Source organism: Vibrio sp. SCSIO 43140 (genome assembly GCF_023716585.1).
GTDB classification, from domain to species: domain Bacteria; phylum Pseudomonadota; class Gammaproteobacteria; order Enterobacterales; family Vibrionaceae; genus Vibrio; species Vibrio maritimus_B.
Window position 1 is genome coordinate 35,136 of record NZ_CP071850.1, and the last position, 14,854, is coordinate 49,989.

Sequence of the window (14,854 nt, forward strand, 5' to 3'; positions counted from 1 at the left end):
AATTGTGAATATATCACTTTAAGCAATTTAGTCTCTGTTTTAGTATGAAGTCATTCGATGATAAGCATCGACACTACGGACAGAATTCAACAGGAGAGCCCCACTATGGCTAACTATTTCAATACTCTTAACTTGCGTGAGCAATTGGACCAACTAGGTCGTTGTCGTTTTATGGATCGTTCTGAATTTGCTTCAGAAGCGGATTACCTAAAAGGTAAGAAAGTAGTCATTGTTGGTTGTGGTGCTCAAGGCCTAAACCAAGGTTTGAACATGCGCGATTCTGGCCTAGACGTGTCGTACGCACTTCGTCAGGCAGCGATTGATGAGCAGCGTCAATCGTTCAAAAACGCGAAAGACAACGGCTTCGTTGTGGGTAGCTACGAAGACCTAATCCCTCAAGCTGACCTAGTTGTTAACCTAACTCCAGACAAGCAGCACACTAACGTGGTTGAGACGGTAATGCCGCTAATGAAAGAAGGCGCATCTCTAGGCTACTCTCACGGCTTCAACATCGTTGAAGAAGGTATGCAAATCCGTAAAGACCTAACGGTTGTTATGGTTGCGCCTAAGTGTCCAGGTACTGAGGTTCGTGAAGAATACAAGCGTGGCTTTGGTGTTCCGACTCTTATCGCAGTTCACCCAGAAAACGATCCTCAAGGTGATGGTCTTGAAATCGCGAAAGCATGGGCAGCAGCAACCGGCGGTCACCGTGCAGGTGTTCTAGAGTCTTCATTCGTTGCTGAAGTTAAATCTGACCTAATGGGTGAGCAAACTATCCTATGTGGCATGCTACAAGCAGGTTCAATCGTATGTTACGAGAAGATGATTGCTGACAGCATCGACCCAAGCTACGCAGGTAAGCTACTTCAGTTCGGTTGGGAAACCATCACTGAAGCACTAAAATTCGGTGGCATCACGCACATGATGGATCGTCTATCTAACCCTGCGAAAGTGAAAGCGTTTGACCTATCTGAAGAGCTAAAAGACCTAATGCGTCCGCTTTACAACAAGCACATGGATGACATCATCCAAGGCGAATTCTCTAGCACTATGATGGCTGACTGGGCAAATGACGACGTGAACCTTCTAGGTTGGCGTGCAGAGACTGCTGAAACAGCATTCGAAAACTACCCAGCATCAGATGTAGAAATCTCTGAGCAAGAGTACTTCGACAACGGCATCCTAATGGTCGCTATGGTTCGTGCGGGCGTTGAGCTAGCATTCGAAGCAATGACAGCATCAGGCATCATCGATGAGTCTGCGTACTACGAGTCGCTACACGAGCTACCACTGATTGCAAACACGATTGCACGTAAGCGTCTATACGAAATGAACGTAGTAATCTCTGACACAGCAGAATACGGTAACTACCTATTCGCGAACGTAGCAACACCACTTCTTCGCGAGAAGTTCATGCCATCAGTGGGTACTGACGTAATCGGTAAAGGTCTAGGTGAGACATCTAACCAAGTAGATAACGGCAAACTAATCGAAGTAAACGACGTTATCCGTAACCACCCAGTTGAGTACATCGGTGAAGAGCTACGTGGCTACATGACAGACATGAAGCGCATCGCTGTAGGCGGCTAAGCCGACCAAGAATTAGATAAAAAAGTAAACACAACATAGTAAAAAAGGGGCTACCAATCGGTAGCCCCTTTCTTTTGTCTGTGCCATTCGAGCCTAATGCTCGGAATGCAGCGAACAAATGGTTACTTGTCAGCTAGCTTTTGCTCTAGCTCGGCAAGCTTTTGTTCCATTTCCGTTAGCTTTTGGCGAGTACGTAGTAGTACTTGAGTCTGCACGTCAAACTCTTCACGGCTAACCACATCGAGCTTATTCAATTGGCCTTGAATCACTTGACGTACTTTCTGATCAACATCCGCACCAAGCTCTTTCACGGGTTGTGGCATAGAGTCGTGAATCTGCTTAGCAATCTGTTCAAGTTTCTTTGGGTCAAACATGTCTGGTAACTCCTTAAGTAATCCCACTATTCTATGTAATCCACCGGGCAATGTCGTTATTTAGCGTAATAAAAAAGGCCACAATGTGGCCTTTTTCTAACTAACGCTGTTTTTAACTAACAACGTAGAATCACATTAACGGTTTATACGCGATTCTCTTTGCATGCAGCTGAAGCTTCGTCAACTCGAGCAATTTTCTCCAAGTCTTTGTCTTCAACAAACACAGGTAGTGGCTTATGACGCTCTGCCAAGTAGGTGTAGATCACTGGCAGTACAAATAGCGTAAACAGTGTACCAATCGCAAGACCAGCAACGATTACAATACCGATACTAAAGCGCTGAGCCGCACCCGCACCTGATGCGTACATCAGTGGGATAAGACCTGCGATCATCGCCGCCGTGGTCATTAGGATTGGGCGAAGACGTACTTTCGCCGCTTCCATGACCGCTTCCATCTTGCTCTTCTTATGCAGAAGCTGCTCTTCTTTGGCTACCTCACAGATTAGAATACCGTGCTTGGTGATTAGACCAACTAGGGTAATCAAACCAACCTGCGAGTAGATGTTCATGGTCGCTGCGCCCCAAGCAAGAGCAATCAGGGCACCACAAATCGCTAGTGGTACCGAGACCATGATAACGAATGGGTCTTTGATCGACTCGAACTGAATAGCCAGTACCAAGAAGATGATCGCCAGGGCTAGACCAAATGTTGCGTACAGTGCGCTACCTTCGGTTACGTACTGACGTGCTTCACCCATGTAGTCATGGTTGTAGCCGCTTGGCAGTTTGCTTTCTGCAATCGATTCAAACCATGCAATCGCATCACCCATTGCCACGCCAGGTGAAGGTACTGCACCCACCGTTGCTGAGTTCAGCTGGTTGAAGTGAGGCAGTGAGCGGGGCTCCGCAACCACATCGATACTTATAAGGCTACCTAGTGGGATAGCTTGACCGTCGTCAGAACGCACGAAGTACATGTTCATCGACTCTGGGTTCAGACGATACTTACGCTCAACCTGAGGAATCACCTCATAAGAACGACCATTTAGGTCGATACGGTTCACGTAGCCATCAGCCATCATAGTACCAAGAGTAATACCGATATCTTGCATGGTCACGCCGTATGCGCCAGCCATATCCTTGTCGATATTGATCTTCATCGTTGCTGAGTCGTAGTTCAAATCCAGCGTCGAATACACAAACTGTGGGTTTTGCTGCACTTCACCCCAGATGTCAGTCGCGATAGTAAACAAACTCTCAAAGCTGTTTGGTGTCGTGATAACAAACTGAATAGGCAGACCTGAACCTGCACCAGGAAGTTCTGGCATCTGGAACGCAGTCACAGCCATACCCGGTACTTCAGCGACGAGAGCACCTACGCGGTTTGCTACTTCAGCTTGGCTTGCTTCTCGTTGACTCCACGGCACCATTGACGCAATACCAAACGCTTGGTTTGAGTTAGGCACACCGGTAAACACCTGTGCAAACGCCACTTCAGGCTGGTCGCTCAGAATTTTGTTCACATCGTTCATGGTGTTTTGCAGATAGTCTAGGTTCGCATTCGACGGACCCGTACCCATCAACATCACTACGCCTTTATCTTCTGACGGTGCCAGTTCACTTGGAATGAACTTGAACAGCATCGGAAGTGACGCGAACACGATAACTGCAAAGCCGATAATAACCGGACGGTGCTGCATTACTGCTGTGAGCATTTTCTCGTAGCGAGCGGTCATGCGATCAAGTACATCATGTACTTTCTGCTCGAAACGGTTTGGTGTCTCGTTCGCTTTAAGTAGCTTCGAACACATCATTGGCGATAACGTCAATGCGATGATACCGGATACAAATACAGAACCTGCCAGCGTCAGAGCGAACTCTTTAAACAGCGAGCCCGTGATACCGCCCATCAAGGCGATCGGCGCGTATACCGCACCCAGCGTGAGTGTCATCGCGATAACCGGTACCGCAATCTCGCGAGTACCAATGATGGCCGCACGAAACGGTGACTCACCCAGCTTGATGTGACGGTCGACGTTCTCAAGTACAACGATCGCATCATCGACTACCAGACCGATGGCTAGTACCATCGCCAGTAGTGTCATCAGGTTCCATGAGAAGCCAATCGCCTGCATCACCATCGCTACACCAATCAGGGATAGCGGAATAGTGACGATAGGGATCAGTACTGCACGGAATGAACCCAAGAACAGAGTGATAACCACAAGTACGATTAATGCCGCTTCAAGGATGGTTTTGATAACCTCTTGAATCGATTCATTGATCGCAACTGTCGAGTCATACATCACGTTCATTTTGATGTTACTTGGTAGGTTCTTCTCAAGCTGAGGAAGAAGTTCAAGCACATCGGCTGCAATGTTGATCGGGTTAGCACTCGGTGCGGCGTTGATCGCTGCTACTACGGCTTCTTGGCCGTTAGCACTTGCACGGTATACATCGTGACTCTTCTCAAGCGTCACTTTCGCGATATCACCTAAGCGAATCACTTGACCGTCGCTTGAGCTTACAACTAGGTTCTTCAGTTCTTCGGTGTTCGATACCTGAGTATCGGCACTGCCGTTATACAGAACGAACTCACCCGTTGCTTGACCCGTTGCTGACTGATAGTTATTGGCATTCAGAACGTTCATCACGTCCGATGCCGTCATCTTTAGCGCGGCCATTTTCAGTGGGTCTAGCCATACGCGCAGGGCGTATTTCATACCACCGTACATATCTACTTTAGATACGCCATTAACGGTAAATAGCTGCGGGTTGATTACGCGCTCTAGGTAGTCGGTGATCTGACTCGAAGCCAACTCATCACTGGTAAAACCGATATAAAGTACCGCGGTCGTCGAACCAGTCGACATAGTTACCGTTGGGTCTTCGGCTTCTTTAGGAAGCTGAGAGCGAACCGAGTTGGTCTTTGCCAGAATGTCTGACAGCGCCGCGTTCGGGTCGGTGTTAAGCTTCATGTTTACCGTGATGGTCGATTGACCAAGCACAGACTGTGACGTCATGTAATCAATGTTGTCGGCCTGCGCAACGGCTTGCTCCAGAGGCTGGGTAATAAAGCCCTGAATCAAGTCGGCACTTGCACCGTAGTAACTGGTTGTCACCGTGACAACCGTATTCGTCATTTCTGGGTATTCACGTACCTGCATCTTGAATACCGCTTGCAAACCAAGCAAGGCAATCAAGAAGCTGATCGATACCGCAAGAACAGGACGTTTTATGAAAATATCAGTAAAACGCATTTTGCCTCCAATTACAGCATCGGTGTCTCAGCTGGTGGGACAGTCGCATCGCTTTCCACCACTTTGACTTTCACGTCGTTACTTAGACGTACCTGACCAGAGGTAACGATAACGTCATCTGGGTTCACACCTTCTAGGATGTGGGCGATATCGCCAGTACGCTCGCCAACTTTAACGACTTGCTGCTTAACGCGTTTCTCACCATCAACATCAGTCACGACATACACGTTGTCGCCATATAGCGTAAACGTGATCGCCGTTTGCGGTAGCGTCACTTGGTTCTCTAGCTTAGGCAGAATGATGTTAGCGCGAGCGAACATGCCGCTACGTAGCTTGCCATCGTTATTTGGAATATCCGCTTGCACTTGGATCAGGCCGCTTTGAATGCTTACCGCAGGCTCAATAGCCGAGATAGAGCCTTTAAATGGCTGATTTGGATACGCATCAACGAAGATATCGACATCTTGTCCAATAGAAATGCGAGAGAAATCGGTCTGAGGAACAGTAAAACGCAGCTTCATTAGACTAGTGTCTTCAAGGCGCACGATATCGTCACTTGGTTGCAGATACTGACCAAGGAACACGTTACGGATACCAACGACACCAGAGAATGGTGCTTTGATTTCACGACGGTCGATCTGTGCTTTTAGGCTCTCGATGTCAGCCGATAGAGAGAAGTAGCTTGCTTCTGCATCATCGTATGCTTCGCGCGAGATAGAGCCTTTCTTGTAAAGACCTTGGTAGCGTTCATATTTCGCTTTCGCTGCAGGCAGACGTGCTTGTGAACTCTTAAGGTTCGCTTTTTCTACGTCTGAATCCAGAGATACTAGAAGCTGGTCTTTCTCAACCATTGAGCCTGAAGCAAATGAGATATTGCTGATCACGCCGCTGGTTTCTGAAGTCAGTGTGACACCTTGGTTAGGCTCAACAAAACCGATGGCTTCGATAACCGGTACCCAATCAACAGGTTGAACCGTGGTCACGGTGACTGGAAATTCAGGCTCAGGGCGATTTGCTAAATACTCAGCAATCTTCTGTTGCTTGAACAGGTTGAAACCTATCACACTGCCGAATAGCAGTATTGCGATAAGTAGCATGAAAAATGTCCACTTTTTCATTCTAACGAGAACTCCACATTAGTGTTTTATAATTGCATCCCAACTGGCTTCGATAGCTGATTCCAGCGCATCGTCATCCAGTTGATAGAGACCCAGAGCATGCTTACGCGCAAGCGAAACACTCGCTTCTAAGCTTAGTCCAGAAAGAATTTCATTATCGAGGTTTTTGAAAACCCCTTGTTTCTTTCCTTCGTTGAATAGGTTATCGACTTGGGCAAACATTTTTCGTTCTTGTTCCCGAGTGCTATAACAATTTTTCGAAGGAATTGAATCATATTGGGCGCGTGTCTTTAACGAATTGATATTCGATGCCGCCATTCGCCAAATATTTAGCCACATGGTCCTATACTGTTCCTTCAGTGGCTTGTCTGCATCCACGCCCGCTTGTACGGCTTTCGCCATACGCGCGACCACATACTGTCGCAACTCTTCCAACAAATGGTCTTTGTCGTCAAAGTAGCGATAGATGGTGCCTGCAGCAACGCCAGCCTCATTGGCTAGCTTCTGCATAGATACACCTTGAATGCCTACTTCGGCTACCATTTTTTGAGCCGCTTCAAGTATTTGTAGGCGTTTGTCGCTGGTATTTACAGTTGTCATGAGCCATCCAACCAATAACTGAATGAACGTTCATTCATTATAAAACAATTGACGTCTATTTGTGCAACTTATTTTTAATCAGAATTCTATAAAAGTTAAAAACTCCTACAGAGCGTGGCATTGTCATCGGTAGCAGTCTATTATGTGCGCGTTACAAGTCGTGAGTAGTGAGCACATTAATGAAGCTAAATCCGCAGCAAGATATGGCGGTGAAATACGTCTCTGGTCCATGCCTGGTTCTCGCTGGTGCAGGGTCAGGTAAAACCCGCGTGATTACTAATAAGATAGCCTACCTAGTTCAAAACTGCGGGTATAAGGCGAGAAATATCGCTGCGGTGACGTTCACCAACAAAGCCGCTCGGGAGATGAAAGAGCGTGTTGGTCAAACGCTTGGTAAGAATGAATCTAAAGGCTTGATGGTGTCGACCTTCCACACCATGGGGCTGAACGTTATTCGCCGCGAGTATAAGGCGCTGGGCTTGAAAGCAGGTTTCTCTTTGTTTGATGATCAGGACCAGATGGCACTGCTCAAAGAGCTCACTGAAAAACAGCTTGATGGTGATAAGGACCTCCTCCGTTCGCTGCTCAGCTCTATTTCGAACTGGAAAAACGACATGCTCACGCCAGAGCAGGTCAAAGGCAGTGCACGTTCAGAGCAAGAACAACTGTTTGCGCACTGCTTTGAGATGTACCAAATCCAGATGAAAGCCTATAACGCGCTCGACTTTGATGACCTGATTGCACTCCCGGTTATTTTGCTTAAGACCAATCAAGAAGTCCGTGAGCGTTGGCAGAAACGTATTCAGTATTTGCTGGTGGATGAGTATCAAGATACCAATACCAGTCAGTACGAACTTGTTAAGCTGTTGGTTGGCGAACGGGCTCGATTTACCGTTGTAGGCGATGATGACCAATCTATCTATTCATGGCGTGGCGCGAAACCGCAGAACCTTGTATTGCTCAACAAAGATTTTCCAAACCTAAAAGCGGTGATGCTGGAGCAAAACTATCGCTCAACCAGTCGAATTTTGCGCGCTGCAAATATTCTGATTGCCAATAACCCGCACGTATTTGAGAAGTCGCTGTTCTCAGAGATCCCTGATGGTGAAAAGCTTAAAGTACTTAAAGCCAAAAACGAGGAGCATGAGGCAGAACGCGTCACCGGCGAACTTATTGCTCATCGATTTGTGAATCGAACTGAGTATCGTGACTATGCCATCTTATATAGAGGCAACCATCAGTCGCGCCTGATTGAAAAGGTATTGATGCAAAACCGTGTGCCTTACAAGATCTCAGGAGGCACGTCATTTTTTGCGCGCGCCGAGATCAAAGACATCATGGCGTATCTACGTGTGCTCGTGAACCCAGACGATGATAATGCTTTCTTGCGCATCGTAAACACGCCGCGTCGCGAGATTGGTCCTGCAACACTAGAGAAGCTGGGCAGTTATGCCAATATGCGAGGCAAAAGCTTGTTTGAGGCAAGCTTCGAGCTTGGGTTAGAGCAGCACCTTACCGGCCGCGGCCTTGAAAACCTGCGCCGCTTTACCCAATGGGTCGTCGCTATCGCCGATAATGCAGAGCGTGGCAACACAGTAGAGGCTGTGCGTGCTTTGGTTCGTGATATCAACTATGAAGATTGGCTGTACGAAACGTCATCCAGCGCAAAAGCGGCTGAAATGCGCATGAAGAACGTCTCTGATCTTTATTCGTGGATTGTTGCTGATTTAGAGGGTGACAACTACGACAAAGAAGAGAAGACGCTCAAAGAAGTGGTTCAGCGTCTAACCCTGCGCGACATGATGGAACGGGGTGAAGAAGATGATGACAGCGATGCGGTTCAATTGATGACGCTGCATGCCTCAAAGGGGTTGGAATTTCCTTATGTCTATTTGATAGGGTCAGAAGAGGGCATTTTGCCGCATCAAACCAGCATTGATGAGGACAATGTCGAAGAAGAACGCCGCTTGATGTATGTCGGTATCACTCGCGCGCAAAAGGAGCTGACCTTTACTATATGTAAGGAGCGCCGTCAGTTTGGTGAGCTAATCAAGCCTGAGCACAGCCGATTTCTCGATGAGCTGCCGTTTGATGATGTTGAATGGGAGCAAGCGAAAAAGCCGGTGTCAGCGGAAGAGCGCATGCAAAAAGGTCAGGCGCATATCGCCAATATTCGCGCGATGTTTAATAAAAAATAACGCGAGATTGCACTGTATAAAAAGAAGGGGCTCACTATCTAGTGAGCCCCTTCTTTTTATACAGTGCGTATTGCTGGATTACAGACCCGCGATCATGTGCTCGATAGCATCAATGATTTCTTGGTCAGAACAATCCATACAAGAGCCTTTCGCTGGCATCGCGTTAAAGCCGTTGATGGCGTGATCAGCCAACACGTCTTTGCCTTGCGCGATACGTGGTGCCCAGTCACCAGCGTCACCCGTTTTAGGAGCACCGCTGACACCAATAGAGTGACAAGCAGTACAGAAGGTATTGTAAACAGTGGCACCATCACGTGGACCAGTTGGCTCTGCAACAACAGGTTCGCTACCTGCTAAGTAAACGCCACCAACGGGTTTAATACGCTCTGCGATAGCGTCATATTCTTCTTGGCTCACATCCGCTGCAAAAGAGGCAGTAGAAAAAGTTAGTGCGGCGAACAACACAGTTAAGATTCGACGAGACATATCCATTAAACTCACTTTACTATCCAACAAGGTAGCAAGTCGCTGCTTGCTATTCATTTATACGATTTTATTCTGCTTGCTGATCTAACGGCTGTTAAATCAATGTAAACATTGGGTGATTATATCCTGTTAACTTGTTGCAATAAACCACAACTTTTCAGCTTCACGGGGTGAATCACATCGTAAAGCTAGTATTTTCTGTACCAAAGTGCTGAAAAAGCCAACAAACGAAAAAAAAAGTTAAAAAAGTACTTTACGGCATAGTGTGATATCCGTATTATTCCCATCCGCCGATAGGGCATGCGCCCGTAGCTCAGCTGGATAGAGCGTTGGCCTCCGGAGCCAAAGGTCGAAGGTTCGAATCCTTTCGGGCGTGCCATCCGGATATAATTATTGGCAAAAAATAGTGGTGGCTATAGCTCAGTTGGTAGAGCCCTGGATTGTGATTCCGGTGGTCGCGAGTTCGAATCTCGTTAGCCACCCCATTATTTCGGTGACTTTTGTCTCCAGTTTTGATTTAATCGAAACGAAAGCGTTCTGAAAAGAACATCGTCGGTGAATAGCGCAGCTTGGTAGCGCATCTGGTTTGGGACCAGAGGGTCGGGGGTTCGAATCCCTCTTCACCGACCACTATTTCAGTTACTGTTGATGACGGTAACAAAACAAAATTTGTGGTGGCTATAGCTCAGTTGGTAGAGCCCTGGATTGTGATTCCGGTGGTCGCGAGTTCGAATCTCGTTAGCCACCCCATTTATTTTGGTAGCATTTGCTTCCCCTTACGAGTTGACTCGTAATAAAACATTGTCGGTGAATAGCGCAGCTTGGTAGCGCATCTGGTTTGGGACCAGAGGGTCGGGGGTTCGAATCCCTCTTCACCGACCACCATTCGAAAGCCTCGTCGAAAGACGAGGCTTTTTTCGTATATATGGTTTGCAGGTTTTAAGGAAAACCCATGCGAGTCGGGGGATGGAAGCCCAGTCCCATGGAAGCCCAGTCGTCGAGTGTCGAACCAATCGAATTCCTCTTCACTAGTATCATTCGAAGCTTCCTCGTCATACGAGGTTCTCTCATCTACACGCTAGAAAAGCGCAAAATTGAAAATCCTACATGATCTCCAAAATTATCTGTCATTAGGTCATGTATCTAGTCACATATCATTCTGTTGTCCGATTAGCGGCATTTTTTCGTTGAATCGTGTTTTCCTTCTTTATAAATGGTCTGTTGTCTTATTGGAGCTTGGCTGAATAACATTTCTACGATTCTTGTCTGATAAGAAATGGTGTTTCAGTCTAGCTAACTCCAGAATCCCAGAGTTTTGTCTATATTGCATGCCACAATCATGTTGCAATTTAATGTAGCGGAAAATGTTGCCTACTCTCGATCTTTGAGCGTTTCGCTTGTGAAGTGTGATTAAGATCTAGACTTTAGTTCTGCAAACGGCATTGTTACAAAACTTATGTTTCCATAGTGTTAAAATGATTACGGAATAACTATTCGCACTGCTTTAGTCATTAATATGGCTAATATCGTGATGCATAGCGATTTATGATCGTTTTATAGTGCGTTTTATTGGTGCTACATCAAGTTTTTAGATGGGTGGTCTCATTACTATATGTAGTTAATGTGCATAAATATTTATTTATACTGCTTTAGATTTGCTCAATTTCGAATTTTTATCCTATTTTTGTTGCTTTTCTGTGAAAGATTTGCCAAATTGATGCACTTGTAATTAGTCAGCAGAAAATGCTGCCTAAGAATGGATTCAATTTTTCAGACAGGGGCAGAAAACTGCCAAAGCAGTAGAGGTCTGGTAATGTCATTATTAGAAGTTAAAGATCTTCGTATCGAATACCCATCTCGCCATGGGGTACATGCCGCGGTTAAAAATTTGTCGTTCAATATTGAACGCGGTGAAATAGTTGGTGTTGTGGGTGAGTCTGGTGCAGGTAAATCGACCGTAGGTAATGCGGTGATCGATTTGCTATCACCTCCAGGGACTATCGCTGGTGGCGAAGTGTTCTTGGATGGAGAGAAAATCTCCGGTTTATCTCCTGAACAGATGCGAAAAGTTCGTGGCTCAAAAATAGGGTTTATTTTCCAAGACCCAATGACCTCACTTAATCCACTCTTCACGGTTGAGCAACAATTAAAAGAGACCATCCACGCCAATATGAAGGTGACGGATGAGCAAGCCTATGAGCGCTCGCTTAACCTAATGAAGCAAGTGGGTATTCCACAGCCTGAAAACCGTCTTAAGCAATACCCACACCAGTTCTCTGGTGGTATGCGCCAACGTGTCGTTATCGCTATCGCGCTAGCGGGTGAGCCTGACCTTATCATTGCAGATGAACCAACCACGGCACTCGATGTATCAATTCAAGATCAAATCCTAGGTTTGATTCGCGACCTGTGCATCAAGAACAACGTGGGTTGTATGCTAGTGACGCACGATATGGGTGTGGTTTCTAACGTGACTGACCGCGTGGCAGTGATGTATCGCGGTGACCTAGTTGAGTTTGGTGCGACTAAGAAAGTACTGGGCGATCCTGATCACCCATACACACGCAGCCTGATCTCTGCGGTTCCTCGTTCAGACATGAAACTGGATCGCTTCCCGCTGGTTAGCTACATCGAAGAAGCTCACGAAATGGAGCCGCTTGATGTGAAAAACCACTGGCTAGGTCAAAGCCAAGATCACCGTGATTACACGGGTCCACTCCTTAACGTGGAGAATGTAAACCTACGCTTTGTGACCAAAGACTCTTTGTTCGAAAGCCGTCGTGAGTACGTTCAGGCGTCGAACAACGTGAGCTTTGAGGTTCACGAAGGTGAGACATTTGGCCTAGTAGGTGAGTCGGGTTCAGGTAAATCTACTATTGCGCGTGTTATCGCCGGTCTTTACGCACCAAATTCAGGCAAAGTGACGTTTGAGGGTATCGACTTAACCTCGCTTAAGTCGGAGAAAGAGCGTCGTCCAATGCGTCGTCAGATGCAGATGGTGTTCCAAAACCCATACACCTCAATGAACCCGCGCATGAAGATCTACGACATCATCGCTGAGCCAATTCGTTTCCACAAACTGACCGCTAACGAGTCAGAAACCAAACAGATTGTTGAAGATCTGCTTGAGCACGTGGGTCTTGGCAAGATGGCGGGTGTGAAGTATCCGCATGAGTTCTCCGGTGGTCAGCGTCAGCGTATTTCTATCGCGCGTGCACTGGCAACGCGTCCGCGTCTATTGATTTGTGATGAGCCAACATCTGCACTGGATGTATCGGTTCAGGCTCAGATTTTGAACCTACTTAAAGATCTTCAGCAAGAGCTGAATCTCACCATGCTGTTCATCAGTCACGACCTGCCGGTTATCCGTCAGATGTGTGACCGAGTGGGCGTCATGCAAATGGGTACGCTACTGGAAGTGGCGCCTACTGAGCAATTGTTTACCGACCCACAACACGAATACAGCAAGCAACTGATTTCCTTGATGCCTGAGTTTACAGGTTTAAGAGAAGACGTAGTAAAAACGGCGTAAGCCAAATAAGTTCCTAATCGGAAATATAAGCAGAAGCAAACACAACAAAAAGGGATCCGGATCCCCGCATGAAGGAGTTATGCACAATGAAAACCATGAAAAGTAAATTAGCAGTGGCTTTGATGGCAGCTGGCCTAAGCTTTAGCGCTGCAGCAGCAAACATCACCGTAGCATACGACGCTGACCCAGTAACGCTTGATCCACAAGAGCAGCTATCTGGCGGTGTGATGCAGCTTTCACACATGGTATTTGACCCACTAGTACGTTTTAACCAAGACATGGAATTCGAGCCACGTTTGGCTGAGTCTTGGGAACGTGTCGACAACGAAACTATGCGTTTCAACCTACGTAAAGGCGTTAAGTTCCATTCTGGTAACGAGCTAACGGCTGACGACGTAGTATGGACATTTGCGCGTCTTAAGAAGTCTGCTGACTTCAAAGGTATCTTTGCGCCGCTAGTATCACTGACTAAAGTTGACGACTACACCATCGAAATCAAGACTGACGGTACTTACCCGCTAGTTGAGAACGTGGCAACGTACATCTTCCCAATGGACAGCAAGTTCTACTCTGGTACAACAGAAGACGGTAAAGACAAAGGCGAAATCGTTAAGCACGGTAACTCTTTTGCTTCTACTAACGTTTCTGGTACTGGCCCATTCACGGTTAAATCTCGTGAGCAAGGCATCAAGGTTGAGTTTGAGCGTAACCCTAACTACTGGGATACCGAATCAAAAGGTAACGTTGATAACCTAACACTTGTACCAATCAAAGAAGCGGCAACGCGTGTAGCAGCACTTCTTTCTGGCGATGTAGACATGATTGCTCCAGTCGCACCAAACGACTACAAGCGTGTGGATAGCGCAAGCAATATCAACCTATACACTATGCCTGGTACGCGTGTAATCACGTTCCAAATGAACCAAAACAGCAACGAAGCGCTGAAAGACGTTCGCGTTCGTCAAGCTATCGTTCACGCAATCAACAACGAAGGTATTGCTAAGAAGATCATGAAAGGTGCTGCGACACCTGCTGGTCAGCAAAGCCCAGTTGGTTACGCGGGTTACAACGAAGATCTTAAGCCACGCTACGACCTGAAGAAAGCGAAAGAGCTAATGAAGGAAGCGGGCTACGAGAACGGCTTTACGCTATCTATGATGGCGCCAAACAACCGTTACGTGAACGATGACAAGATTGCACAAGCTGCGGCAGCAATGCTATCTAAGATCGGCATCAAGGTTGATCTGAAGACAATGCCTAAAGCGCAATACTGGCCAGAGTTTGATAAGTGTGCAGCAGACATGATGATGATCGGCTGGCACCCAGATACAGAAGATTCAGCGAACTTCACAGAGTTCCTAACAATGACTCGTGATGAAGCGACTGGTCGTGGTCAGTACAACTGTGGTCACTACTCTAACCCAGAAGTGGACAAGATCGTTTCTGCATCTAACTCTGAGACAGACCTAGCGAAGCGTAGCGCGATGCTTAAGCAAGTAGAAGCAACGCTTTACAATGAAGCGGCGTTTGTTCCTCTACACTGGCAAGATCCATCATGGGCAGCGAAGTCTAACGTTGAGATTGGCCCAATCATCAACGGCATGAACTTCCCATACTTTGGTGACCTAGTCGTTAAATAAGCGGCACTCTCTCGCTGAGTAAGCGACAGATAATCGCGCTCTGCTTTGTTCAGCGA

General features: G+C 46.9%; 9 protein-coding genes and 5 tRNA genes. 9 read left to right on the plus strand and 5 right to left on the minus strand.

Translation table 11 applies throughout. The features are described 5' to 3' along the window. Positions 1 to 105: 105 nt before the first annotated feature. Positions 106 to 1,590 carry a ketol-acid reductoisomerase gene (ilvC, locus tag J4N45_RS00165; protein ID WP_252012998.1) on the plus strand — a complete coding sequence of 495 codons (1,485 nt, stop codon included), beginning with the start codon at positions 106 to 108 and terminating at the stop codon, positions 1,588 to 1,590. A gap of 122 nt (positions 1,591 to 1,712) precedes the next feature. Here ilvC and ubiK read toward each other — a convergent pair whose 3' ends face one another. The 4 genes from ubiK to J4N45_RS00185 all read right to left on the minus strand — a co-directional run bounded on the left by ubiK (position 1,713) and on the right by J4N45_RS00185 (position 6,942). Next, complete coding sequence (ubiK, locus tag J4N45_RS00170) at positions 1,713 to 1,964, minus strand: ubiquinone biosynthesis accessory factor UbiK (protein WP_042477776.1); 252 nt, start codon at positions 1,962 to 1,964, stop codon at positions 1,713 to 1,715. Between the two features lie 143 nt (positions 1,965 to 2,107). Beyond that, positions 2,108 to 5,224 (minus strand): multidrug efflux RND transporter permease subunit, encoded by a 3,117-nt coding sequence (locus J4N45_RS00175; RefSeq protein ID WP_252012999.1) that lies wholly within the window; start codon positions 5,222 to 5,224, stop codon positions 2,108 to 2,110. An 11-nt stretch (positions 5,225 to 5,235) separates the two neighbouring features. Then, entirely contained in the window at positions 5,236 to 6,342 is a 1,107-nt protein-coding gene (locus tag J4N45_RS00180; protein ID WP_128648336.1) for an efflux RND transporter periplasmic adaptor subunit, read from the minus strand. Positions 6,343 to 6,360: 18 nt separating this feature from the next. Next, positions 6,361 to 6,942 carry a TetR/AcrR family transcriptional regulator gene (locus J4N45_RS00185; protein ID WP_042477781.1) on the minus strand — a complete coding sequence of 194 codons (582 nt, stop codon included), beginning with the start codon at positions 6,940 to 6,942 and terminating at the stop codon, positions 6,361 to 6,363. A gap of 179 nt (positions 6,943 to 7,121) precedes the next feature. Here J4N45_RS00185 and rep point away from each other — a divergent pair, with 179 nt between their 5' ends. After that, positions 7,122 to 9,140, plus strand: coding sequence for a DNA helicase Rep (gene rep / locus J4N45_RS00190; protein WP_252013000.1), 2,019 nt, complete (start codon positions 7,122 to 7,124; stop codon positions 9,138 to 9,140). 78 nt (positions 9,141 to 9,218) lie between these two features. Here the strand turns inward: rep and J4N45_RS00195 are convergent, their stop codons facing one another. Further along, complete coding sequence (locus tag J4N45_RS00195; protein ID WP_042477783.1) at positions 9,219 to 9,632, minus strand: c-type cytochrome; 414 nt, start codon at positions 9,630 to 9,632, stop codon at positions 9,219 to 9,221. Positions 9,633 to 9,928: 296 nt separating this feature from the next. Between J4N45_RS00195 and J4N45_RS00200 the strand changes: the two genes are divergently transcribed. From J4N45_RS00200 to J4N45_RS00230, 7 genes are all read left to right on the plus strand, one after another. Beyond that, positions 9,929 to 10,005, plus strand: a tRNA-Arg gene (locus J4N45_RS00200). A 30-nt stretch (positions 10,006 to 10,035) separates the two neighbouring features. After that, positions 10,036 to 10,111: transfer RNA gene (locus J4N45_RS00205), tRNA-His, on the plus strand. Between the two features lie 68 nt (positions 10,112 to 10,179). Then, a tRNA-Pro gene (locus J4N45_RS00210) sits at positions 10,180 to 10,256 on the plus strand. 44 nt (positions 10,257 to 10,300) lie between these two features. Next, positions 10,301 to 10,376 (plus strand) — tRNA-His (locus tag J4N45_RS00215). A 55-nt stretch (positions 10,377 to 10,431) separates the two neighbouring features. Beyond that, a tRNA-Pro gene (locus J4N45_RS00220) sits at positions 10,432 to 10,508 on the plus strand. Between the two features lie 931 nt (positions 10,509 to 11,439). Continuing rightward, positions 11,440 to 13,158, plus strand: a complete 1,719-nt coding sequence (locus J4N45_RS00225) for a dipeptide ABC transporter ATP-binding protein (protein WP_112461466.1) — start codon at positions 11,440 to 11,442, stop codon at positions 13,156 to 13,158. An 86-nt stretch (positions 13,159 to 13,244) separates the two neighbouring features. Continuing rightward, a complete protein-coding gene (locus J4N45_RS00230; protein ID WP_252013001.1) occupies positions 13,245 to 14,798 on the plus strand; it encodes an ABC transporter substrate-binding protein in 1,554 nt (517 codons plus the stop codon). Positions 14,799 to 14,854 lie beyond the last annotated feature (56 nt).

Bases quoted from the DNA above. Each gene is read 5' to 3' on its own strand.
- J4N45_RS00195 (WP_042477783.1), bottom strand. From the start codon at position 9,632: ATGGATATGTCTCGTCGAATCTTAACTGTGTTGTTCGCCGCACTAACT.
- J4N45_RS00185 (WP_042477781.1), bottom strand. From the start codon at position 6,942: ATGACAACTGTAAATACCAGCGACAAACGCCTACAAATACTTGAAGCG.
- rep (WP_252013000.1), top strand. From the start codon at position 7,122: ATGAAGCTAAATCCGCAGCAAGATATGGCGGTGAAATACGTCTCTGGT.
- J4N45_RS00175 (WP_252012999.1), bottom strand. From the start codon at position 5,224: ATGCGTTTTACTGATATTTTCATAAAACGTCCTGTTCTTGCGGTATCG.
- ubiK (WP_042477776.1), bottom strand. From the start codon at position 1,964: ATGTTTGACCCAAAGAAACTTGAACAGATTGCTAAGCAGATTCACGAC.
- J4N45_RS00180 (WP_128648336.1), bottom strand. From the start codon at position 6,342: ATGAAAAAGTGGACATTTTTCATGCTACTTATCGCAATACTGCTATTC.
- ilvC (WP_252012998.1), top strand. From the start codon at position 106: ATGGCTAACTATTTCAATACTCTTAACTTGCGTGAGCAATTGGACCAA.
- J4N45_RS00230 (WP_252013001.1), top strand. From the start codon at position 13,245: ATGAAAACCATGAAAAGTAAATTAGCAGTGGCTTTGATGGCAGCTGGC.
- J4N45_RS00225 (WP_112461466.1), top strand. From the start codon at position 11,440: ATGTCATTATTAGAAGTTAAAGATCTTCGTATCGAATACCCATCTCGC.